Source organism: Marinobacter nanhaiticus D15-8W (genome assembly GCF_036511935.1).
GTDB classification, from domain to species: domain Bacteria; phylum Pseudomonadota; class Gammaproteobacteria; order Pseudomonadales; family Oleiphilaceae; genus Marinobacter_A; species Marinobacter_A nanhaiticus.
On the sequence record NZ_AP028878.1, the window covers coordinates 4350491 to 4372282 of the forward strand.

Genomic DNA, 21792 nt, shown 5'->3' on the forward strand with positions numbered 1-21792 from the left:
GGAGAAATCACTATGCGTGACGTCGTGATTGCCGCTGCCCGTCGCACTGCGATCGGCACCTTCGGAGGCGGGCTGGCCAGCCTCAGCGCCGATCAGCTCGGTACAGCCGTCATCAAGGCCCTGCTGGACGAAACAGGCGTTACCGGCGAACAGGTGGACGAGGTCATTCTCGGCCAGGTCCTCACCGCGGGCTGCGGGCAAAACCCGGCTCGCCAGGCGTCCATCAACGCCGGCCTGCCTACCGGCGTTCCCGCGATGACCATCAACAAGGTCTGCGGCTCCGGCCTCAAGGCTGTCCATATGGCCCTGCAATCGATCCGCTGCGGCGACGCTGAGCTGATTATCGCCGGCGGCCAGGAAAGCATGAGCCAGGCGCCCCATGTGCTGCCTAATAGCCGTAACGGCCAGCGCATGGGCGACTGGAAGATGATCGACACCATGGTCCACGACGGCCTATGGGATGCCTTCAACGGCTACCACATGGGTATGACCGCAGAGAACATCGTCGCCGAATTCGATATTTCCCGCGAAGAGCAGGACTATTTCGCGGCGGCCTCCCAACAAAAAGCGGTAGCCGCCCAGAAAGCCGGCTATTTCGACAGCCAGATCGTGCCGATCACCATTCCCCAGCGTAAGGGCGACCCTATCACGATCGACCGTGACGAAGGCCCCCGCGATGGCGTAACCGGCGATGGCCTTGCCAAGCTGCGTCCCGCCTTCAAGCCGGACGGCACCGTAACTGCAGGCAACGCGTCATCCCTGAACGACGGCGCCGCCGCGGTAATCGTCTGCTCTGCTGAGAAAGCACAGGAACTGGGCCTGACACCACTTGCCACCATTCGCGCCCACGCCAGCGCAGGGGTTGACCCCAGCGTCATGGGCACAGGCCCGATTCCTGCGACCCAGCGCTGCCTGGAGCGGGCCGGCTGGAGTGCCGACGAACTGGATCTAATCGAGGCCAACGAAGCCTTTGCGGCGCAGGCCATTTCCGTCAATCGCAAGCTGGGCTGGGACACGGGCAAGGTAAACGTCAACGGCGGCGCCATCGCCCTGGGCCATCCGATCGGCGCATCGGGCTGCCGCGTGCTGGTTACACTGCTCCATGAAATGCAGCGCCGTCATGCCAAGAAGGGCTTGGCGACACTGTGCATCGGCGGCGGCATGGGGGTTGCGCTCGCTGTTGAGAGATAATCGAAGCTTTCGGGTCGGGAGCGATAGGCTTCCGACCTTTTTTACGGGCAAAAAAGCCAAAACCAAGCCATAAAAAAGATAACCACAGGCAATAAAACCAAAGATAACGCTAAACACGGGATCAATTTGGAGGGCTCCAGATGAAACTGAGCATCCCTAAAGAGCGGCACCCCAATGAGAAAAGGGTTGCCGCAACGCCGACCTCGGTTGGCAAACTGATCAAACTGGGCCACACGGTCTGCGTCGAATCCGGCGCTGGCCTGGCCGCCCGATACGATGATGACGCTTACCGCGAAGCGGGTGCCGACATCGTCGACTCACCCGATACCCTTTGGCGCGAGGCCGAGTTCATACTCAAGGTCCGCCCCCCTGAACACCACAGCGACCCGGATATCGATGAAGCCAGCCTTCTGCCGGACAACGCGCGCATCCTCAGCTTCCTGTGGCCGGCCCAGAATCCTGAACTGATCGAAGACCTGGCGAAGCGCAATATCACGGCCTTCTCCATCGATGCATTACCGAGGATCAGCCGTGCCCAGAAGATGGACGCACTCAGCGCTATGGGCAACATCGCCGGATACCGGGCCGTGGTGGAAGCCGCCGAGCACTTCGGCCGTTTCTTCACCGGGCAGGTGACGGCTGCGGGCAAGGTACAACCGGCCAAGGTCCTGATCATCGGTGCCGGCGTGGCAGGGCTTGCTGCCATCGGTACCGCGCGAGGCATGGGTGCCATCGTGCGCGCCTTCGACACTCGGCCCGAGGTCAAGGAACAGGTCGAGAGTATGGGCGCCGAATTCCTCGAGCTGGACTTCGAGGAAGACGCCAGCGGCGGTGGCGGTTACGCCAAGCAGATGAGCAAGGAGTTCATCGAAGCGGAAATGGCGCTATTTGCCGAACAGGCCAAAGAGGTGGATATCATCATCACCACCGCGCTGATTCCCGGCAAGCCGGCGCCGCGCCTGATCAGCGCCGAGATGGTACGCAGCATGAAACCCGGCAGCGTGGTGGTCGACCTCGCTGCGGAACAGGGTGGTAACTGCGAACTCTCCCAGCCGGACGAGGTCGTGGTCGACAATCACGTCAGTATTGTCGGCTACACCGACCTGGTGAGCCGTATGGCGAGCGTCTCCAGCGACCTGTACTCCACTAACCTCTACCACCTGCTCACCGAGCTGACGCCGGAGAAGGATGGCGAGATCAAGGTCAACATGGATGACACGGTCATCCGCGGTGTGACCGTCGCCTACGACGGCAGTGTCACCTGGCCGCCACCCCAGCCGGAACAGCCGACGCCCAAGCCGGCCCAACCCAAGGCCAAACCCGAACCTTCCGCAGAGCAGGCGCCTCAGGGCAGCTTTGCGAAGTCGTTCTGGAAAGGCGCGTTGCTGGTCGTCACCATTGCCGCGCTGTACGGCGTAGGCGCCTACGCCCCCGAGACATTCCTCTCGCATTTCACGGTATTCGTGCTCTCCTGCTTCATTGGATGGCAGGTTATCTGGAACGTGACCGCATCGCTGCACACACCGTTGATGAGCGTCACCAACGCGATCAGCGGGATCATCGTCATAGGCGCGATCCTGCACCTGGCGCAGGCACAGAACGTGGTGATCGGCATCCTTGCCTTTATCGCGGTCCTGATCGCCAGTATCAACATCGGCGGTGGCTTCCGGGTCACTTACCGCATGCTCAAGATGTTCCATAGGTAAGGAGGGCGACCATGTCACAAGGAATCATCACCGTGGCCTACGTGGTGGCCAGCATTCTCTTCATCCTCAGTCTCGGCGGCCTGAGTCATCAGGAAACCGCACGACGCGGGAACGTCTACGGCGTCATCGGCATCCTGATCGCCATCTTGGCGACCCTTGCCGGCTCGTTCGATCAGGGCTGGATAGCGACCGTCGTGGCGATCCTCATCGGCGGAGCCATCGGCATCGTTATCGCCAACCGCGTCGAGATGACCCAGATGCCGCAACTGGTGGCCCTGCTCCACAGCTTTGTGGGGATGGCTGCCGTGCTGGTCGGCTTCGCCGGCTATGTTGAGCCGTTGGTCGAGACGACTGCCGCTGAGCACACCATCAAGCTGGTGGAAGTCTTCATCGGTATCTTTGTCGGTGCGGTCACCTTCACCGGCTCGCTGGTCGCCTGCGGCAAGCTCGACGGCCGCATCGACAGCAAGGCTCTGACGCTGCCCGGTCGCCACCTGATGAACCTGGGCATCATCGCCCTGTGCGTTGGATTGGGCGCCTGGTTCCTCATGACCGAGAGCATGGCCTTCGGCCTCATTGCGCTGGTGCTGATGACGGCCCTTGCCGCGGTCCTCGGCGTCCATCTGATCATGGCGATCGGCGGCGCCGATATGCCGGTCGTGGTGTCCATGCTCAACAGCTATTCCGGGTGGGCCGCCGCAGCCATCGGCTTCATGCTCGGCAATGACTTGCTGATCGTCGTTGGCGCCCTGGTGGGTAGTAGCGGCGCAATTTTGAGCTACATCATGTGCAAGGCCATGAACCGCTCGTTCATCAGCGTCATTCTGGGCGGTTTCGGGCAGACCAGCTCGAGCTCTGCAGCCGCCGACGGTGATCAGACCGTCCAGGAAATGACGATCGACGATGTGTGCGAAGAGTTGCGCAATGCCGACTCGGTGATTATTGCGCCCGGTTACGGCATGGCCGTCGCCCAGGCGCAGAACGCCATCAGCGAAATCACCCAGCGCCTGCGCAAGCGGGGGGTGAACGTGCGTTTCGCCATCCATCCGGTGGCCGGTCGCCTGCCCGGCCACATGAACGTGTTGCTGGCCGAAGCTCACGTGCCGTACGACATCGTGCTGGAAATGGACGAAATCAACGAGGATTTCCCGGAAACCGACGTGGTACTGGTCATCGGCGCCAACGATACGGTCAACCCCAGCGCGGCGGAAGATCCAGGCAGCCCGATTGCAGGCATGCCGGTACTGGAAGTCTGGAAGGCGCGCCAGGTTGTCGTCATGAAGCGTGGTATGGCCGCAGGTTACTCGGGTGTTGAGAACCCGCTGTTCTTCAAGGAGAACACCCACATGCTGTTCGGCGACGCCCGCGAAAGTGCGGACCGCCTCCTCAGCGGCCTGTCAAACTAGGAAACACGGAGGAGAGGGCGGCCTAGATGCCGCCCTCGAACCCATGCTGGCGCCAGGCTTCATAGCAGACCACGGCAACAGCGTTGGACAGGTTCAGGCTCCGCGAGGTATTGCACATCGGTAGGCGCAAGGCCTGGGTCACGGCGGCCCCTTCTCTTATCTCCGGCGGCAAACCTGCCGTCTCACTTCCGAATAGCAACATGTCCCCAGCCTCGAATCGCACGTCGCTGTACGACGTTGCCGCCTTGGTAGTCAGGGCAAAGATCCGTCGATCCGGATGTTGTGCAAGGAACGCTTCGAAATCCGGATAACGGCTGACGTTCGCCAGGTCGTGATAGTCCAGCCCGGCCCGTCTTAACTTCCTTTCTTCGAAATCAAAACCCAGCGGTTCGATCAGGTGCAACCGGAAACCGGTATTGGCGGCTAGCCGGATTATATTGCCGGTATTCGGCGCAATCTGGGGCTCATGCAGGACGATATGGAACATGGCTGTTTGGGGTAGCCCAGTCGAGCGGCGTGAGAATGGGGAGGGAACGCGAACCGGCATCCAGCGCCGGTCCGCAATCGCACGCCTGTCGGCTTAGTGCGTCTGGTTTTCTTCGGCGGCGTTGCCGGCCGCTTCGTCCTGCTGACGCTTCAGCGCCTGGGCGTAAATGGCGTCGAAGTTCACCGGCGCCAGCATCAAACCCGGGAAGCTACCCTTGTTAACGATAGTGTCGATGGACTCGCGGGCATAAGGGAACAGGATCGTCGGGCAGTAGGCACCGAGCATCTGGCCCAGTTGTGCACCCTCGATGCCCTTGACCATGAATACGCCGGCCTGCTGGATCTCGACGATGTAAGCCACCTTCTCTTCGATCTTGGCGGTGATGGTCATGGACAGGACCACTTCGTACTGGTTGTCGCTGACCTTATTGTGGGAGGTATTCAGGTCCAGGTTGACCTGGGGCTTCCACTGCTCCTGGAACACCGTAGGCGAGTTCGGGGACTCGAAAGACAGGTCCTTGATATAGATGCGCTGCAGCGCAAACTGGGGCTGGCTTGCGTTCTCGCCGCCTGCGGCCTGCTGATTCTCAGCCATTTTCAATCCTTCCGGTTCTATTCTATGAGAGTCCAGCGCCATGCGCTGTTCCCGTTATTATCTCTGCTGGGCAAGTGATGCTGTGCGCTCGCCACTATACCCGCTGCCTGATTCTATCGATGTGAAACAGTGCGCCAACTGGGCGGCAAATTCAACCAGACATCGCTGGTCCGGCGACTGCCGCTATCGGTCACTTCTTCTTGAGCGGCAGGTTGCTGCCCTTCCACTCTGCAATCCCGCCGGACAGGCGCACCACGTTCTCGTAGCCATCGGCGTTGAGCTGCTTCACGGCGGCTGCCGCATGCTGGCCCATCTTGTCGGCGACGATGATCTGCTTGTCCTTGTGCTTCTTCAATTCCCCATGACGGTCCTTGAGGGCGCTGAGGGGAATGTGGATGGAACCGACGATATGACCTTCGGCGAAATCCTTGCGGTCCCGGATATCCACCACGATGGCCTCATCGCGGTTGATCAGGGTGATGGCGGACTGCGGGGTCACTTTCTTGCCGCCGCGCCGGGTCTCGAGCAGGATCAGAGCGATGAGCAGCACCGCGAAGATCGAGACCAGAATGTAATGATTGACGATAAACTCTAACGCTCTTTCCATTGGACAACCTGCGTGCAGCCTGCGGACGATTGGGAACCCCCGATTAAGTCTGTTGACGACCCGGCCCGTCTCGAGGCGCTCATCAACAGACTTGATCAGACGTTCTTTGGATGCGCGATTATACACACCCGCTGCCAGCGACAGAAGGCGCGGTCCATAGCCTGTAAAGTGGAAAACAGGTAGACTCATGGACTCCCATTTCTATGGAGCCTCTGACGCGGTCCTGGCGATCCTGCCGCTCTCCCGGGCGGTTCGAGCCCCGGCACAGCGAGGCATTCGGACCGGTGTCAGACGTTCCCAAATCAATTCGGACTGAACGATGACTGCGACGCGCAAGACGACTGCACTGATTATTCTCGACGGCTGGGGCCACCGTGACCCATCTGAAGACAATGCCATCAGCAATGCCAACACCCCGTTCTGGGACAAGATCTGGCAGGAGCAGCCGAAGACGCTGATCAACACCTCCGGCATGTTCGTCGGCCTGCCCAAGGGCCAGATGGGCAATTCCGAGGTGGGTCACATGAACCTGGGCGCGGGACGCATCGTCTACCAAAGCCTCACCCGGATTGATAAAGATATTCAGGAAGGCACCTTCAGCGATAACAAGGTTCTATGCGAGGCCATCGACAAGGCCATCGCCAACGACAAGGCGGTTCACCTGCTGGGTCTGCTGTCGCCGGGCGGCGTCCACTGTCATGAGGATCACGTACTGGCGGCCGCTGAGATGGCCAAGGCCCGCGGCGCCAAGGCTGTCTATATCCACGCCTTCCTCGATGGCCGCGATATGCCGCCGCGCAGCGCCGAACCCTCCCTGAAGAAGGCCGAAGCCAAGCTACGCGAATTGGGCGTGGGCCGCGTCGCCTCCATCGTCGGCCGCTACTTCGCCATGGATCGGGACAACCGCTGGGACCGTGTCGAATCCGCCTACAACCTGCTGACCACTGGTGATGCGGAGTTCGTCTCCGACAACCCGGTGGAAGCGCTGCATGCCGCCTACGAGCGCGGCGAGAACGACGAGTTCGTCAAGGCCACCCGCATTCAGGGGAGCGGTGAGCCGGACGCCAGGATCAACGACGGCGACAGCGTCATCTTCATGAACTTCCGCGCCGACCGTGCCCGTGAGATGACGCGCTGCTTCGTCGAAGACGACTTCGATGGCTTCAAGCGCACCAAGCGCCCGGCCCTTGCAGACTTCGTGATGCTCACCGAGTACTCGGCCGACATCAAGACCTCCTGCGCCTACCCGCCCGAGCAACTGGTGAACAGCCTGGGTGAGTACATGGCTAACCTGGGCAAGACCCAGCTGCGGATCGCCGAGACCGAGAAGTACGCCCACGTCACCTTCTTCTTCAGCGGCGGTCGCGAGGAGCCATACGAAGGCGAAGACCGTATCCTGGTACCATCACCCAACGTCGCCACCTATGACCTGCAGCCGGAAATGAGCGCACCGGAAGTCACTGACAAGCTGTGCGAAGCCATCCGCAGCGGCAAGTACGACCTGGTCATCTGCAACTATGCTAACGGCGACATGGTCGGCCACACCGGTAGCTACGAGGCCGCCATAAAGGCCGCAGAATGTATCGACCAGTGCCTGGCGAAGATCTCTGCGGCCCTGGACGACGTGGATGGCCAGGCCCTGGTCACAGCCGACCACGGTAACTGCGAACAGATGACCGACCCGGAGTCGGGTCAGGTGCATACCGCCCACACCACCGGCCCGGTGCCTCTGGTTTACCTGGGCAAGGGCTCGGTCAAGCTCAAGGACGACGGTGCGCTGAGTGATGTCGCCCCCTCCCTGCTGACCCTGATGCATCTGGACCAGCCCAGGGAAATGACCGGCCACACTCTGGTCGAACTGGCTTAACCATCAACGCGGGCTAAGGCGATATAGCGTGATCCATGCGGCTATCCGGCAGTGCCGCCCCCGAACCCGCAAGCAAAGGCTGGTACGCGCACTGCGTATCGGCCTTTTGCTGTCGTCCCTCCTTTATCTTCTGGCAGCTCCCGCCCAGGCGCAGGACGCCGATTCGGTTTCTCCCGCCAAGATCCGCGCGTTAAAGGAAGAGATCGCCGAAATCGACGACTGGCTGGCCGACGCCCAGAAAGATCGCAGCGACCTTGAACAGACCCTGACCCGCACCGAACGCCAGATCAGCCAACTCAAGAAAGACCGCCGTGAACTGCAGCGCAAGGCAGCCAACCAGGAGCAGGCCCTCGATAAGCTGCGCCGGCGTGAGAGGGAACTGGAGCAGGAACTCAATGCCAAACGCAACGCACTGGAGGCCCAGATCCGTGCGGCCTGGATGGCCGGGGATGCACCCGCGCTGAAAGTACTGCTCAACGAGATCGATCCGCAGAAACTGGCGCGGGTCATGACCTACCACGAATACCTTAGCCAGCACACGCTGGCAGAGCTGGAGGCGTTCAATCGAACCCTCGACGAGCTCAAGGCGACTCGCCAGGAAACCACGGCCGCCCAGGTGGAACTGAAGAAAACCGAAGCCACCCTGGCTGACCGCCAGACGGAACTGGAGCAGCAGAGCAAGGAACGCGAACGAACCCTGGCGCTGCTGGAATCGGACATTTCCCAGAAAAAATCCCAACGCGAGGACCTGGTCACCAACCGCGAGCGACTGGAGAAGCTCCTCAAGGAAGTGGAAGCGGCGATAGCTGAGATACCTACGCCAAAAGAATCACAACCTTTCGCTACATTGCGCGCTAAACTCCCGTGGCCAACCCGTGGTAAGGTGATTACCGGTTTCGGAGAAAGCCTCCACCAGGGCCGACTGCGCCATCATGGCCTGTTGATTGCGACCGAGCGCGATGCCGAGGTCAAGGCAGTCCACTACGGTCGGGTGGTCTTCGCCAACTGGCTGCGCGGCTTCGGCCTAATGACCATCATCGATCACGGCAACGGCTACATGAGTCTTTATGGTCTAAACTCGAGCCTGCTGAAGAGCCCTGGCGACTGGGTGAGCGCGGGGGAAGCCATAGCGATTGCAGGCGAGAGCAACAGGGACGCCCGTTCTCAGCTATATTTCGAGATTCGGCATGATGGCAAGCCGCAGAATCCGGAAAAATGGCTTGCCCCCTAAGCAAACACGCTTCAATCACTGACGTGTCGAAGCAGCTCGAGCGCTGATGTAAGGAAAGCGGTAAAACGCAGGCGTTTACAGCGTTCGTAGAGAAAAGAATTTAAAAACGCGTTAAAAAAAGAGTGTCAGACTAGAGAAGGACGCTCTGTCGACAAGCACCGCGAGTACAGGAAAACTGCATGAAACTGGCCAGACGTACCGCCTCCACTGCCCTCCTATGCGCCACATGTCTTCTGGCTTGGCCCGCCGCCAGCCTGGCGGACACCGACCCTGAAACCGGTGAAACCCTGCTGAAGGGTACCGCCGATGGCCAGGAGGTTACCGTACGCCTGCCGGACCCGGAAAAGCAGTTGCCGCTTGAGGATCTGCGCAAGTTCACCGAGGTCTTCGGTCGCATACGCGAGGCTTACGTCGAGGAAGTCGACGACCGCACCCTACTGGAGAATGCCATCAAGGGCATGCTCTCCGGCCTCGATCCGCATTCCGCCTACCTGGAACCTCAAGCCTATGAAGAGCTGGAAGAAAGCACCAGCGGTGAATTCGGCGGCCTGGGCATCGAAGTGGGTATGGAAGACGGCTTCGTCCGGGTGATCGCCCCGATCGACGACACACCGGCCCAGAAAGCCGGCGTGCAGGCCGGCGACATGATCATCAAGCTCGGTGACAAGCCGGTCAAAGGCATGACCCTGGAAGAAGCCGTCAGCCTGATGCGCGGCAAACCGGGTACGCCCATTACCCTGACCATCGTCCGCGACGAAGGCTCCGCCCCTATCGAAATCTCGGTGGAGCGGGACGTCATCAAGGTCACCAGCGTCAAATCCCGGATGCTCGAACCCGGCTACGGCTACCTGAGGGTGACCCAGTTCCAGGCCGAAACCGGCCGCGAGTTCGTCAATGCCATCAACAAGCTGGAAGAAAAATACGGCGACACCCTCAACGGGCTTATCATCGACCTGCGCAACAATCCCGGTGGCGTGCTACAGGCAGCGGTTGAAGCTGCGGATGCCGTGCTCAACGAAGGCCTGATCGTCTATACCGATGGCCGCATACAGAGCTCCAAGCTGCGCTTCAGCGCCCAGCCCGGGGATGAAAGCAACGGCGCACCGATCGTCGTGCTGATCAACGGCGGTTCAGCCTCTGCCTCCGAAATCCTTGCCGGCGCCCTGCAGGACCAGAAGCGAGCCGTGGTCATGGGCACCGAATCCTTCGGTAAGGGCTCGGTACAGACGGTCGTGCCGCTGGACGAGACCCATGCCATCAAGCTGACCACCGCCCGCTATTACACACCCAACGGCCGGTCCATCCAGGCCAAGGGCATCCATCCGGACATCGTCGTCAAACAGGGGCGCCTGACCGAGGTGGACAACCAGCCTTTCTTCACCGAGGCAGATCTGAGCGGCCACCTGGAAAACGGCGAACTCGAGGAATCAATGCCGGAAACGACCGAAGACAGCGGTTCTGACGGCGATGCTGCCGGCAGCGGTGGTTCCGAAGACAATCAAAACCCCGAAGTGACCACCGAGGAAGGCGAAAAAGCACCCCGGGACCGCCTTGTGGCCCAGGACTACCAGTTGCGCACCGGCCTCAACCTGCTGAAAGGCCTGCATATCCTGAAGCAGAACGAGGCCAGATCGGAGTGAGTCTGGGGCGTCAAATCCGGGGAGTGCTTGCCGCCCTGGCTGTCGGTCTGGTTGCCGCAGGGCCGGCAAACGCACAGGTGGCTAGCAAGGGCGAACAGCCGCCGCCCACCATTGCCATCATTATCGACGACATGGGCCATGACCCGGTTCAGGGCGAACGACTGATCAAACTGGACCAGCCGCTGACGCTGGCGTTCCTACCCTACCGGCGCTATACCCGCGCCCTGGCGGAAGAAGCCCATGGCCGGGGCAAGGAAATCATGCTCCACGCCCCCATGGCGAACACCCACCACTACGACCTCGGCCCCGGTGGCCTCAAGCCGGAGATGGACGAGCACGCCACGACCGTCACCCTACGCCGCGCATTGCAATCCATCCCGTACGTCCAGGGCGTGAACAACCACATGGGCAGCCTGCTGACGCAGAAGCGCAGCAACATGGACTGGATCATGACGGAGTTGGTGCAGTATCCGCTGTATTTCGTCGACAGCCGCACCATCGCCGCCACGGTCGCCGCAGATAGCGCCGAAGCCCACCGGGTGCCCAACCTGACCCGCGACGTATTTCTCGACCATCTACAAACCGAAGAATTCGTCGACCGCCAGTTCAAGCTATTGATCGAAACCGCCAGGCGCAACGGCACGGCCATCGGCATTGGTCACCCACACAAGGTCACCGTGGATTACCTGGAAAAGCACCTGCCCCAGTTGGACGAGCAAGGCATCGCCGTCGCCACCGTCAGCGGCCTGTGGGCCATGCGCCATAACAACGCACCGATGTTTGTGGATATCAAACGGCCGGTCGTGGCGCCGTTGGCGAAGCGGAAGGTTGGCGGGGAGTAGACTGAAAAAATAGGATGCCGCAACCGCTCGACTTTTTGCAAACGAGCTGATCCTCAGCCAGTCGGGTCTGACCTCGTCAGGGCAGCCCTGAGGGCTGCTCCGAAGCTAAAGCGTCGGCTACATTTAGCAGCCAACTCGAGTATGTAGCAGAAGCTTCAGCTTCTGAGGCGCCGAAGGTGCCCCCCAACGGATAGCCGGCCCTAAAGCCGAACCTCAATCCCCTGCTCGCGCATAAACTGCTTCGCTTCGGGAATGGTGTGCTGGCCGAAGTGGAAGATCGAGGCGGCAAGCACCGCATCGGCGCCACCCTCGCTAACGCCATCCGCCAAATGCTGAAGTTCGCCAACACCACCTGAAGCGATCACCGGCACGCTTACCGCGTCGCTCACGGCGCGGGTCAGGCCCAAATCGAAGCCGATCTTGGTGCCATCACGGTCCATACTGGTTAGCAGTAATTCACCAGCCCCCAGGTCCACCATTTTCTTGGCCCACTCAACGGCCTCCAGCCCGGTCGGCTTCCGGCCGCCATGGGTGAAGATTTCCCAACGCGGCGCATCGCCCTCTTCGCTCACGCGCTTGGCATCGATGGCTACCACGATGCACTGACGGCCAAACCGCTCGGCAGCCTCGCGTACGAACTCCGGATTGAAGACGGCGGCGGTGTTGATACTCACCTTGTCCGCGCCAGCGTTGAGCAGCTTGCGGATGTCCTCGACGGTACGCACACCGCCACCAACGGTCAGCGGGATGAAGACCTGGCTGGCCATCCGCTCGACGGTTTCGTACGTAGTATCGCGGCTTTCATGACTGGCGGTGATATCGAGGAAGGTGATCTCGTCGGCGCCCTGCTCGTTATACTTGCGGGCCACTTCCACCGGGTCGCCGGCGTCACGGATATCCACGAAGTTAACGCCTTTCACTACCCGGCCCTTGTCCACATCGAGGCAGGGAATAATGCGCTTCGCCAGTGCCATGGCTATTGCTCCTGCTGCTGGTCACACCATGCCTGGGCTTCGGCGACATCCAGCGTGCCTTCGTAGATGGCGCGCCCGGTGATGGCACCGAGGATGCCCCGCTGGGCTTCGGCGGACAGGCGCTTGATATCATCCATATCGGTCACGCCGCCTGACGCAATCACCGGGATGCCACAGGATTCCGCGAGGTGGGCGGTCTGTTCGACGTTGACGCCCTGCATCATGCCATCGCGGCTGATGTCGGTGTAGACGATGCTGTCCACGCCGTCGTTGGCGAATTGTTTGGCCAGGTCGGTTGCCATGACTTCGGACACTTCCGCCCAACCGTCGGTCGCAACACGGCCGTCCTTCGCATCCAAACCAACAATGATATGTCCTGGGAACTGACGACACATGTCGGTCACGAACTCGGGCTCTTTCACCGCCTTGGTACCAATGATCACCCACTGAACCCCAGCCTTCAGGTAGGCATCGATGGTTTCAGCGGAACGGATACCTCCACCGATCTGGATCGGCAGATCCGGGAAGCGCCTGGCGATGGCATTGACGATCTCGCCGTTCACCGGCTCACCGGCGAAGGCACCGTTCAGGTCGACCAGGTGAAGGCGGCGGGCGCCGGCGTCGACCCAGCGGGCGGCCACGTCTACCGGGTTGTCGGAGAAAACGGTGGAGTCATCCATCCGGCCCTGGCGCAGGCGAACGCATTTTCCGTCTTTAAGATCGATGGCGGGGATAATCAGCATGGGCGTTTCAATCCAGTCTGGTTGTGCAGGTCAGCGCTTACTGACCCGACCATTGTACGAAGTTTTTCAGCAACTGCAGGCCGGCACGGTGGCTCTTTTCCGGGTGGAATTGCGTGGCGAAGACGTTGTTGCGGGCCACGGCCGCAGCCAGGTCCACGCCATAATGCGCACGCCCGGCAATATCGGGATTGCCCTCGGCTTCGGCGTAATAGCTGTGGACGAAGTAGAAACGTTCGCCATCGGCGATGTCGTGCCAGAGCGGGTGATCCTGGGTCTGCCAGACCTCGTTCCACCCCATATGCGGCACCTTCAGACGCCCCCCCTGCTCGTCCTTCAAGTCGTTGCCGAAGAAACGCACTTCCGAAGGAAACAGGGCAATGCCGTCCACGCCGTCGTTCTCTTCACTGCGGGCCATCAGCGCCTGCATGCCAACGCAGATGCCCAGCAGCGGGCGGCCTTCAGCCACCAGATCGCGCACCAGCGTATCAACACCCTGCTTGCGGATTTCCGCCATGCAGTCGCGGATCGCACCCACGCCCGGTAAGATCACGCGATCGGCCTCGCGGATGATGGATTCCTTGTCGGTGACGTGGACACGCATGTCCGGCGCCACGTGCTCGACCGCCTTGCTGGCCGAATGAAGGTTACCCATACCGTAATCGATAATGGCGACGGACTTCATAGTCAGGACAACTCCGGAAAGGATCGGCCGGATGGGAATACGTCATCCGACCGAGAATAACTGAACAGGTTCTGGCTCTGTGTTAGCGCGACTCGTTGCTAAAACTACTGGCGTTTATCAAAGCGAACCTTTGGTCGAGGCAATAATGCCTTCCATGCGGTCGTCGAACTCAACCGCCATACGCAGCGCACGGCCGAAGGCCTTGAACACCGTCTCGATCTGGTGATGGGTGTTCTTGCCCTTCAGGTTATCGATATGCAGGGTCACCATGGAATGATTGACGAAGCCGTGAAAGAACTCCTCGAACAGATCCACATCGAAACCGCCGACGCTGGCGCGGGTATAGGGGACGTCCATGCTCAGACCCGGACGACCCGATAGATCGATCACCACCCGTGACAGCGCCTCGTCCAGCGGTACGTAGGCGTGACCGTAGCGACGAATGCCCTTCTTGTCGCCCACAGCCTTCACGAACGCCTGGCCCAGGGTAATACCGATATCTTCCACCGTGTGGTGATCGTCGATATGCAAATCCCCCTTGGATACGATATCCAGATCCACCAGGCCGTGGCGGGCGATCTGGTCCATCATGTGCTCCAGGAACGGCACACCGGTATCGAAGTTGGACTTGCCGGTGCCATCCAGGTTGATGGACACCGTAATCTGGGTTTCAAGGGTATTGCGCTCTACCCGTGCCTTGCGCTCGGCCATGGGGACTCCACTAAAAAGTGCCGGAAAATAGACAGCGCAGAGTATACCGCTTTACGCCGCCATTCTCACCGTCATTGGCGCAGCATTGACGCTATCGCCACGATTGATACGAAGCCTCAGAAGGCCTTCTTGAGGTTATTCATGTAGGTGTCCACCAACCCGTTGAATTCGTGCTTCACGACCGGACTGATCGCCAGCTTGAGCAGGCTCGGCAGCGGCAGGGTCAGCTCGGCGGTCGTCTGGAAGCTGGCATGGGTTACGTCGTCACCCTTGGACGTCAGTGTCCAGGAGCCACGCACCACGCCGTTGCCCTCGCCTTTTACCGGCTCCCAGGTGATCTTGCCGGCATCCTTGTCGGAGAAGTACTTGCTGGCATAAACGGACTGGATGGAATGCTTGTCCACGCCGATCTTTTCCATCTCCCAGCGATAGACGTTGTCGCCCAGGTCCACCAGCTTGTCGACCTTGGGGAAATAGCTTGCGGACTTGGGAACATCTGCCAGCAGGTCGAACACTTCGTCGTAGCCACCGGGAATATCGATTTCACGGTTCAGTTCAATGGCAATTGTAATGGCCACCGGAAACTCCTCTCTGTCACCTTGTCTTTATTATCGTGGCCGAACACGTGTCCCGGCCCATGGATACCGTCTCGCAGAATGATGACGCGTCATCTCCGCTCAACGTTTATTGTGTATTGTTCATCGCAAACCCGAAGTTTACCGGTATTGGACCCCAAATGAACATTATGCAAGGTTGACCCGGTATGATCTGTATCGGGTGGGCTGAACGCATCCCCTGTCGTATGCTAGACGTAGGCTTTTGAAAAATACCGGGTTTAATGGGGAGCCTCCCGGCCCAATGATGCTCGACACAATACCCATTTTCGTCACTACAAACGTTTTCAACACCGTTGTAAGGAAACAGCTATGAAAGCGCTCCGTTACCTGCTGATCGCCGTCGCTGCCGTTATTCTGCTTGTGGCTGCGGCCATCGTCATCGCCACGTTGGTGATCGATCCGAATAACTACAAGCCCCAGATCGAGAAAGTGGTCGAAGACAAGACCAACCTCGACCTGATTCTCGAAGGCGATATCAGTTGGTCTTTCATCCCCATCGGTCTTGAACTGAACAATGTCGAAGCGCGCCTGGAGGACAAGCCGTTCGTCAAGCTGAACCAGCTCGTCGCGGAAGTCGACTTCTGGTCGCTGATCACCATGTCACCGGCGGTGGATCAGTTCACCCTGGACGGCCTCGACGCCAACCTGGTCAAGAACGCCCAGGGCCAGGGCAACTGGGAGCGCATCATGCCCGAAGGCGAGCCCAGCCAGGCGCCCGCCGAGCAACAACCGCAGGAGCCCGCACGGGAAACTGCGACGACTGAAGAGACCGGCGAGAGCGAGCCGCTGCAGTTCGAGGTGGAGGAAATCAGCATCACCAACGCAGCGCTGCACTATACCGATGAAGCCACGGGGCAATCGGTGACCATCGAAGACGTCAGCGTGTCCGCCACCGAGATCGCCCTGGGCCAGACCTTCCCGCTGCAGGCCAGCTTCCGCTTCGCCACCAACCAGCCAGAGTTCGCCGTTAGCGCACAACTCAGCGCGCAGATGACCGCCAACGAAGCCCTCAACCAGTTCCAGATCCAGGATCTCGACAGCAGCTTCGATATGACCGGCGAACCCTTTGGCGGTCAGACCGTCAACGCCGGCCTGGGCGGCAACATCACCGCCAACCTGGAAGCCGAGACGGCCAGTCTCTCCGACATCGTGGCCAGCTTTGCCAATGTCGAACTGACCACCAATCTGGAGGTCCAGGGCTTTAGCGAACCCAAGCTGGCCGGCCAACTGAACGTGGCGGAATTCTCGCCGCGCGAACTACTTAAAGCCATGGGCCAGGCCGATATCGTCACCAGTGACGAAAACGTGCTGCAAAGCGCCTCCTTTTCGACGGAGATCGGCGGTGAGCCTGGCCAGGTCGCCTTGAACAACATGAACCTGTCACTGGACGACACCACATTTACCGGCCGCTTCGGCCTGGGCCTGGAGAACACCGCCATCAGCCTCAACCTGCAGGGCAACGAGCTCAACGTCGACCGTTACCTGCCGCCTAAGGCCGAAGGCGAACAGGCCACAGAACCGGCGGCGGACAGTGCCGGCGAATCCGAGGGCGGAACCGCCACAGCCTCGAACGCAGCCGAGTCGGAAGGCGAACTGCTCCCGCTTGAAACCCTGCGCGACCTGGCCCTCGACATCAATTTCGGGCTGGGCGAACTGGTGGTCAGCAACCTGACGATCACCGACATCAAATCGAAGATCACCGCAAACAACGGCCTGGTGAAAGTCGAGCAGTTCGGCGGCAACCTCTATGAAGGCGACTTCAACGTTACCGCTACCCTGGATGCACGTAAGGATAACCCCACGTGGAAAATCTCCGAGCGCGCCAATAACATCCAGACCCTGTCCTTGCTGACCGACCTGGCGGACATGACCATGCTGGCCGGCGGCGCCAACCTGACGGCGGACATCACTACCCAGGGCAATCGCATGTCCGCGCTCAAATCCAATGCCCAGGGCGAAGTCCGCTTCAACCTGGAGAAAGGTAGCTTCAACAAGATGAACCTGACTCGCATGGCCTGCCAGGGCATCGCACTGGCGAACCAGGAGAACCTGACCGCCACCGACTGGAGCGACTCCACGCCGTTCAACGATATGCACGGCGTACTCAAGATCGACGGCAATACCATCAACAATACCGACCTCACCGCCGCCCTGGCGGGCATGCGCCTGGAAGGGAACGGCACGGTCAACACGGCCAGCAATGAACTGGATTACGAGTTGGGCCTGCGCATTGTTGGTGAGATCCATCGGGACGAAGCCTGCCGCGTGACTGAGTACGTCAAAGGTGCGGTCATTCCTGTAGAATGCCGCGGCGATCTCACTGGCGAGCCGGCCAAACTCTGCTCGTTCGACGGTTCGCGCTTCCGCGACACCCTCAAGACGATGGCCGCCAATGCCGCTTCCGAAAAGGCGAAGAAAGAATTGAACAGAGCCATCGACGACAAGTTGGGCGAGAAGCTCGAAGAAAAACTCGACAAGGAGAGCTCCGGCAAGATCAAGGACGCGCTCAAGGGGCTGTTCAATCAATGACGTACAGCGTCGCCAGCCGGTTGCTCGAGTGGTACGACCAGCACGGGCGCAAGGAACTGCCCTGGCATCAGGACCGGACACCCTACCGCGTGTGGGTGTCCGAGATCATGCTGCAGCAGACCCAGGTCGCCACCGTCATCCCCTACTACCAGGCCTTTATGGCCCGCTTCCCGGATGTGAAGAGCCTGGCGGAAGCGCCAGTGGACGACGTGCTCCAGCACTGGTCCGGCCTGGGCTACTACGCCCGCGCCCGCAATCTGCAAAAGGCAGCCAAGGCGGTGACGAACGACCACGGCGGCGAATTCCCGGACACCCAGGACGAGTTGGAAGCCCTGCCCGGCATCGGCCGTTCGACCGCCGCCGCGATCCTGGCCCAGGCCCGGGGCATCCGCGCCGCCATCCTCGACGGCAACGTCAAACGCGTCCTTGCACGCTACCACGCCGTGCACGGCTGGCCCGGCAAGACCGCCGTGCTCAACGAACTCTGGGACCATGCCGAACGCCACACCCCGGACGCCCGGGTACGCGACTACACCCAGGCCATCATGGACCTGGGCGCACTGGTCTGCACCCGCCGTAAACCGGACTGCGGCCACTGCCCGCTCTCGAATAACTGCACAGCTCATGCCGAAGGCCTCACCGCCGCCCTCCCCGAGCCCAAGCCGAAGAAGGCCTTGCCGGAGAAGGAAACCTGGCTGCTGATGATTGAAGATGATGAAGGCAACCTATTGATGGAACGCCGTCCACCGAGCGGGATCTGGGGTGGCCTCTGGAGCCTTCCGGAGATGGACACTGCGATCACCCTGGACGAACTCCCGGAAATCGCCGAGCGCCAACTGGGCATCGCCTGTGAAGACGCCCAGCCGTTAAGTGGCTTCCGCCACACCTTCAGCCACTACCACCTGCACATCCACCCGGTACGCCTGCGCCACGCCGGCACATCCAGCGTCATGGACGATGACAACCTGGCCTGGCACCCGAGAGCCGACGCCCCCTCCCTCGGCGTCCCCAGCCCGATCCGCAAGCTGCTGACCAGGCCCGAGCAACCCTCGCTCATCTGATTCTGTTACCATCTGCGAATCGTAGAACCAGCATAGGAGCGCCCATGAGCCGCACCGTATTCTGTCGCAAATACCAGAAAGAACTGGAAGGCCTCGACATGCCCCCCATGCCCGGCCCCAAAGGCCAGGAACTCTACGAAACCGTGTCTAAACAGGCTTGGCAGGAATGGCAGAACCAACAGACCATGCTGATCAACGAAAAACACCTGAACATGATGGACCCGTTTGCCCGCAAGTACCTCAAGGCGCAGATGGAGAAGTTTCTGGATAACGAGCCGTTTGATCAGGCGGAAGGGTTTGTGCCACCGGAGAAACGCTAACCAAACCTGGATTGTTCAAGCATTGAGCAAGGCACCGTAAACCGGGAAATTTTCTCCCAAACAGCCTTGACTCAAACCGGCCAAACCGGTTTAATAGCGCCCCGTTGCCGATGCACCTTACAAGGTGTAGAAGCAAAGCCCGGATAGCTCAGTCGGTAGAGCAGGGGATTGAAAATCCCCGTGTCGGTGGTTCGATTCCGCCTCCGGGCACCACGAATTCAATAACTTAGCCCGCCTCGTGCGGGCTTTGTTGTTTCTGGTGTCAACGAAGTGTCCACCTTTATTTCTTTCCCTCTCTAATTGGCCGATAAGCCATAATGCCATCGGTCGCAGTGTGTCTCCGTAACTCGAAATAGTCGCCCAAAGTCGAGAACAAATCCGAAAACTTTTTAGCCCCATAGGTTCTGGGATCAAAATCAGACTTTGCCCGCTTTAAGAAAGAAGCTGCTGCACTCAAGTGCGCCCATCCCTGGTCATCTTGGGCATGGTCGTAGGCACGCCTCAGCAACCTCACGATCTCAGGAAGCTCATCTTGTTGTTTTGGCGACTTGACGGCCTTTTCCGGTTTGGCTGAACTGGGCCTTGCGGGCGCCTCCTCAAACTCGTCAACTGCAAGATTCTCTGTCAGAAGAAAATCATCACAGGCATTCCTGAACGACGTCGGCGTTTTGTGTTCACCAAAACCGAAGACGTAGATCTCATCTTCGCGAAGGCGAGAGGCCAGCTTGGTGAAATCGCTATCGCTAGAAATGAGAGCAAATGCATCAAATTTCTTGGAGTAAAGAAGATCCATTGCGTCAATAATCATCGAGGCGTCGGTCGCATTCTTACCCCTGGTGTATGCAAATTGCTGGACTGGCTGGATCGCCAGCTCATTCAATGCCGTCTTCCAGTTCTTTAACGAATCGACGGACCAGTCGCCATATGCACGCTTGGTGACAACGTGACCGTGGGAAGACAGCTCTTCAAGGATAAGCGGAAGCTTAGAGAGCTGGGCGTTATCTGCATCGATCAGTACGGCAATTTTCTTATGCTGATCTAGATCCTTCATTCAGACTTCCGTGCTGTGGATTAGACATTGATAATGGGCGCTTCGACACCATCCGCAAAGCGTCCTGTCGAAAGATGAGCATACCGCATAGTAAGTTTGATATCCGACTGCCCCAATTTCTTCTGAAGCGTGAGAAATGGCCCCCTCCTCACCAAAGTGACTAGCGAAATTAAGTCGGCAAACATGAGTGAGTTGGCCGCAGAGAAGATCAATACCGGCCCTTTTAATGGCCTCCCGTAATGCAGCTCCGCTGCCTGCCACCTATTCCGCCTACGACAACATGCCCCAAAAAAGCGACATAATATAGTGGATTTCTTACGTTTCTAACCAACCACATTCCTCCAGCCAATCCCCCCAGCATTCAAATCTAACCTGCCACCACTTGTTACAAAACTTTACACAACATGTAGCTTTTCTGTAGTGTGAAGAAACGATGACAGGAATGTTTCAACCACAACGAACAATATTCAGGGACGCCTCGTGGAAATTTCAGCCAGCTCTGTTCTCAAGCTGCTTCTGGCAGTGATTGGTTTTCTTCTCTTTGCCCACGTGGTGGGGATGTTTTTCGAGCATGCGCTTAACCATGGAACGGTATATGGGCTGGTGCCGTTGTTCGATATCAGTGCCGAGCGCAACGTACCTACCTTCTATTCATCCTTCGCCCTGCTCTTGAGCGCTGGCCTGCTGGCCCTGCTCACCCGTGGCGCGCACCGGCGCCGGCAGCCCTGGCATCACTGGGCCGGACTGGCTGTCGTTTTCCTGTTCCTTGCGGTGGACGAGTTCACTTCAATACACGAGCGACTGACCGTGCCAGTCAGGGAAACGCTCGATGTCGGTGGCTATCTCCATTATGCATGGGTCATTCCTTACGGGCTGCTTGGGCTGGTCCTGTTGGGGGTCTATGCCCGGTTCCTGCTGCGTCTCCCCCGGCACATTGCGCTGCTATTCGTGGTTTCCGGCAGCATCTTTGTCGCCGGCGCTATTGGTATGGAAATGGTGGGCGCATCCATTGCCGAAGCCACATCGAGAGCGTCCTTGTCTTACGACCTGGCTTCCACCGCTGAAGAATTGCTGGAAATGCTGGGGATCGCGCTGTTTATCTATGCCCTGCTTCGCTACGCCTCCGAGCAGATGGGCGGGCTGTCTATCTCCCTGATTACTGCGGCTTCACCCCGGCAACCTTTGCCCACGGGCCCCAGTCGCCCCACCGTCAGTTGAGATAACCGAGGCCGCAGGGCGGGAGCGTCAACCGCCCAGCCTCGGCGACCTCAACCGTCGCCCAATCTCATCCCGCTGTTTCTGTATTCGCCGAAGTAGTCGCAAGTTCTGCAACGTTCGCTCGAACGCGTAGCGCGCTTCGGCCTGGTTCGCCTGGTCGCATAATTCCATCCACTGTCTTGTAAGTTTTTCCGTCGACATCGTTGGCCTGCCTTTGCTGGTTGTCCTTTCGGTTGCTTAAGGCTACTGCGTAATGACGGGATGGATCTTGGCGGCTTTCGGGAGGAATTGTGGCGAAATGGGGCTGGCCCAGGA

The 21792-nt window shown here is 59.6% G+C and carries 20 protein-coding genes and 1 tRNA gene; 12 read left to right on the forward strand and 9 right to left on the reverse strand.

Features of this window, described 5'->3' with window-relative positions; genetic code table 11:
* The first annotated feature begins 12 nt into the window (after positions 1 to 12).
* The 3 genes from RE428_RS19500 to pntB all read left to right on the forward strand — a co-directional run bounded on the left by RE428_RS19500 (position 13) and on the right by pntB (position 4303).
* A complete protein-coding gene (locus RE428_RS19500) occupies positions 13 to 1191 on the forward strand; it encodes an acetyl-CoA C-acetyltransferase (protein WP_004580502.1) in 1179 nt (392 codons plus the stop codon).
* Between the two features lie 140 nt (positions 1192 to 1331).
* A complete protein-coding gene (locus RE428_RS19505; protein WP_004580501.1) occupies positions 1332 to 2897 on the forward strand; it encodes a Re/Si-specific NAD(P)(+) transhydrogenase subunit alpha in 1566 nt (521 codons plus the stop codon).
* Between the two features lie 11 nt (positions 2898 to 2908).
* On the forward strand, positions 2909 to 4303 hold the full coding sequence (pntB, locus tag RE428_RS19510; RefSeq protein ID WP_004580500.1) for a Re/Si-specific NAD(P)(+) transhydrogenase subunit beta: 1395 nt from the start codon (positions 2909 to 2911) through the stop codon (positions 4301 to 4303).
* Positions 4304 to 4325: 22 nt separating this feature from the next.
* Here the strand turns inward: pntB and RE428_RS19515 are convergent, their stop codons facing one another.
* The 3 genes from RE428_RS19515 to RE428_RS19525 all read right to left on the reverse strand — a co-directional run bounded on the left by RE428_RS19515 (position 4326) and on the right by RE428_RS19525 (position 5991).
* On the reverse strand, positions 4326 to 4790 hold the full coding sequence (locus RE428_RS19515; protein WP_004580499.1) for a tRNA (cytidine(34)-2'-O)-methyltransferase: 465 nt from the start codon (positions 4788 to 4790) through the stop codon (positions 4326 to 4328).
* 93 nt (positions 4791 to 4883) lie between these two features.
* Positions 4884 to 5384: a protein-export chaperone SecB gene (gene secB, locus RE428_RS19520; protein ID WP_004580498.1), complete on the reverse strand. Its 501-nt coding sequence runs from the start codon at positions 5382 to 5384 to the stop codon at positions 4884 to 4886.
* A 190-nt stretch (positions 5385 to 5574) separates the two neighbouring features.
* Positions 5575 to 5991 carry a rhodanese-like domain-containing protein gene (locus RE428_RS19525; RefSeq protein WP_004580497.1) on the reverse strand — a complete coding sequence of 139 codons (417 nt, stop codon included), beginning with the start codon at positions 5989 to 5991 and terminating at the stop codon, positions 5575 to 5577.
* A 319-nt stretch (positions 5992 to 6310) separates the two neighbouring features.
* Between RE428_RS19525 and gpmI the strand changes: the two genes are divergently transcribed.
* The 4 genes from gpmI to RE428_RS19545 all read left to right on the forward strand — a co-directional run bounded on the left by gpmI (position 6311) and on the right by RE428_RS19545 (position 11571).
* Positions 6311 to 7858 (forward strand): 2,3-bisphosphoglycerate-independent phosphoglycerate mutase, encoded by a 1548-nt coding sequence (gpmI, locus tag RE428_RS19530; RefSeq protein WP_004580496.1) that lies wholly within the window; start codon positions 6311 to 6313, stop codon positions 7856 to 7858.
* A 28-nt stretch (positions 7859 to 7886) separates the two neighbouring features.
* Complete coding sequence (locus tag RE428_RS19535; protein WP_004580495.1) at positions 7887 to 9089, forward strand: murein hydrolase activator EnvC family protein; 1203 nt, start codon at positions 7887 to 7889, stop codon at positions 9087 to 9089.
* 179 nt (positions 9090 to 9268) lie between these two features.
* A complete protein-coding gene (locus RE428_RS19540) occupies positions 9269 to 10729 on the forward strand; it encodes a S41 family peptidase (RefSeq protein WP_004580494.1) in 1461 nt (486 codons plus the stop codon).
* Positions 10726 to 11571 carry a divergent polysaccharide deacetylase family protein gene (locus tag RE428_RS19545; protein WP_004580493.1) on the forward strand — a complete coding sequence of 282 codons (846 nt, stop codon included), beginning with the start codon at positions 10726 to 10728 and terminating at the stop codon, positions 11569 to 11571. The genes RE428_RS19540 and RE428_RS19545 overlap by 4 nt, the downstream gene beginning before the upstream one ends.
* A gap of 200 nt (positions 11572 to 11771) precedes the next feature.
* On the opposite strand, the gene hisF is transcribed toward RE428_RS19545, so the two are convergent.
* The 5 genes from hisF to RE428_RS19570 form a co-directional block, all read right to left on the reverse strand.
* On the reverse strand, positions 11772 to 12545 hold the full coding sequence (gene hisF / locus RE428_RS19550; RefSeq protein WP_004580492.1) for an imidazole glycerol phosphate synthase subunit HisF: 774 nt from the start codon (positions 12543 to 12545) through the stop codon (positions 11772 to 11774).
* 2 nt (positions 12546 to 12547) lie between these two features.
* On the reverse strand, positions 12548 to 13288 hold the full coding sequence (hisA, locus tag RE428_RS19555) for a 1-(5-phosphoribosyl)-5-[(5-phosphoribosylamino)methylideneamino]imidazole-4-carboxamide isomerase (RefSeq protein WP_004580491.1): 741 nt from the start codon (positions 13286 to 13288) through the stop codon (positions 12548 to 12550).
* 37 nt (positions 13289 to 13325) lie between these two features.
* On the reverse strand, positions 13326 to 13970 hold the full coding sequence (gene hisH / locus RE428_RS19560) for an imidazole glycerol phosphate synthase subunit HisH (protein WP_004580490.1): 645 nt from the start codon (positions 13968 to 13970) through the stop codon (positions 13326 to 13328).
* A gap of 117 nt (positions 13971 to 14087) precedes the next feature.
* Positions 14088 to 14681 (reverse strand): imidazoleglycerol-phosphate dehydratase HisB, encoded by a 594-nt coding sequence (gene hisB, locus RE428_RS19565; protein ID WP_004580489.1) that lies wholly within the window; start codon positions 14679 to 14681, stop codon positions 14088 to 14090.
* A 116-nt stretch (positions 14682 to 14797) separates the two neighbouring features.
* Positions 14798 to 15259 carry an SRPBCC family protein gene (locus RE428_RS19570; protein WP_004580488.1) on the reverse strand — a complete coding sequence of 154 codons (462 nt, stop codon included), beginning with the start codon at positions 15257 to 15259 and terminating at the stop codon, positions 14798 to 14800.
* A 348-nt stretch (positions 15260 to 15607) separates the two neighbouring features.
* Between RE428_RS19570 and RE428_RS19575 the strand changes: the two genes are divergently transcribed.
* From RE428_RS19575 to RE428_RS19590, 4 genes are all read left to right on the forward strand, one after another.
* Positions 15608 to 17827 carry an AsmA family protein gene (locus RE428_RS19575; protein WP_004580487.1) on the forward strand — a complete coding sequence of 740 codons (2220 nt, stop codon included), beginning with the start codon at positions 15608 to 15610 and terminating at the stop codon, positions 17825 to 17827.
* Positions 17824 to 18888 (forward strand): A/G-specific adenine glycosylase, encoded by a 1065-nt coding sequence (gene mutY / locus RE428_RS19580; RefSeq protein ID WP_004580486.1) that lies wholly within the window; start codon positions 17824 to 17826, stop codon positions 18886 to 18888. The genes RE428_RS19575 and mutY overlap by 4 nt, the downstream gene beginning before the upstream one ends.
* 44 nt (positions 18889 to 18932) lie before the next feature.
* The gene (locus tag RE428_RS19585; RefSeq protein WP_004580485.1) at positions 18933 to 19208 is read left to right on the forward strand and encodes an oxidative damage protection protein; all 276 of its coding nucleotides are present in this window, start codon (positions 18933 to 18935) and stop codon (positions 19206 to 19208) included.
* Positions 19209 to 19345: 137 nt separating this feature from the next.
* Positions 19346 to 19421, forward strand: a tRNA-Phe gene (locus tag RE428_RS19590).
* A 67-nt stretch (positions 19422 to 19488) separates the two neighbouring features.
* Here RE428_RS19590 and RE428_RS19595 read toward each other — a convergent pair.
* Complete coding sequence (locus tag RE428_RS19595) at positions 19489 to 20259, reverse strand: NYN domain-containing protein (RefSeq protein ID WP_004580484.1); 771 nt, start codon at positions 20257 to 20259, stop codon at positions 19489 to 19491.
* A 480-nt stretch (positions 20260 to 20739) separates the two neighbouring features.
* Here RE428_RS19595 and RE428_RS19600 point away from each other — a divergent pair, with 480 nt between their 5' ends.
* Positions 20740 to 21477, forward strand: a complete 738-nt coding sequence (locus RE428_RS19600; protein ID WP_004580482.1) for a hypothetical protein — start codon at positions 20740 to 20742, stop codon at positions 21475 to 21477.
* Positions 21478 to 21792 lie beyond the last annotated feature (315 nt).

Bases quoted from the DNA above. Each gene is read 5' to 3' on its own strand.
- RE428_RS19500 (WP_004580502.1), top strand. From the start codon at position 13: ATGCGTGACGTCGTGATTGCCGCTGCCCGTCGCACTGCGATCGGCACC.
- RE428_RS19505 (WP_004580501.1), top strand. From the start codon at position 1,332: ATGAAACTGAGCATCCCTAAAGAGCGGCACCCCAATGAGAAAAGGGTT.
- pntB (WP_004580500.1), top strand. From the start codon at position 2,909: ATGTCACAAGGAATCATCACCGTGGCCTACGTGGTGGCCAGCATTCTC.
- RE428_RS19515 (WP_004580499.1), bottom strand. From the start codon at position 4,790: ATGTTCCATATCGTCCTGCATGAGCCCCAGATTGCGCCGAATACCGGC.
- secB (WP_004580498.1), bottom strand. From the start codon at position 5,384: ATGGCTGAGAATCAGCAGGCCGCAGGCGGCGAGAACGCAAGCCAGCCC.
- RE428_RS19525 (WP_004580497.1), bottom strand. From the start codon at position 5,991: ATGGAAAGAGCGTTAGAGTTTATCGTCAATCATTACATTCTGGTCTCG.
- gpmI (WP_004580496.1), top strand. From the start codon at position 6,311: ATGACTGCGACGCGCAAGACGACTGCACTGATTATTCTCGACGGCTGG.
- RE428_RS19540 (WP_004580494.1), top strand. From the start codon at position 9,269: ATGAAACTGGCCAGACGTACCGCCTCCACTGCCCTCCTATGCGCCACA.
- hisF (WP_004580492.1), bottom strand. From the start codon at position 12,545: ATGGCACTGGCGAAGCGCATTATTCCCTGCCTCGATGTGGACAAGGGC.
- hisA (WP_004580491.1), bottom strand. From the start codon at position 13,288: ATGCTGATTATCCCCGCCATCGATCTTAAAGACGGAAAATGCGTTCGC.
- hisH (WP_004580490.1), bottom strand. From the start codon at position 13,970: ATGAAGTCCGTCGCCATTATCGATTACGGTATGGGTAACCTTCATTCG.
- hisB (WP_004580489.1), bottom strand. From the start codon at position 14,681: ATGGCCGAGCGCAAGGCACGGGTAGAGCGCAATACCCTTGAAACCCAG.
- RE428_RS19575 (WP_004580487.1), top strand. From the start codon at position 15,608: ATGAAAGCGCTCCGTTACCTGCTGATCGCCGTCGCTGCCGTTATTCTG.
- mutY (WP_004580486.1), top strand. From the start codon at position 17,824: ATGACGTACAGCGTCGCCAGCCGGTTGCTCGAGTGGTACGACCAGCAC.
- RE428_RS19585 (WP_004580485.1), top strand. From the start codon at position 18,933: ATGAGCCGCACCGTATTCTGTCGCAAATACCAGAAAGAACTGGAAGGC.
- RE428_RS19595 (WP_004580484.1), bottom strand. From the start codon at position 20,259: ATGAAGGATCTAGATCAGCATAAGAAAATTGCCGTACTGATCGATGCA.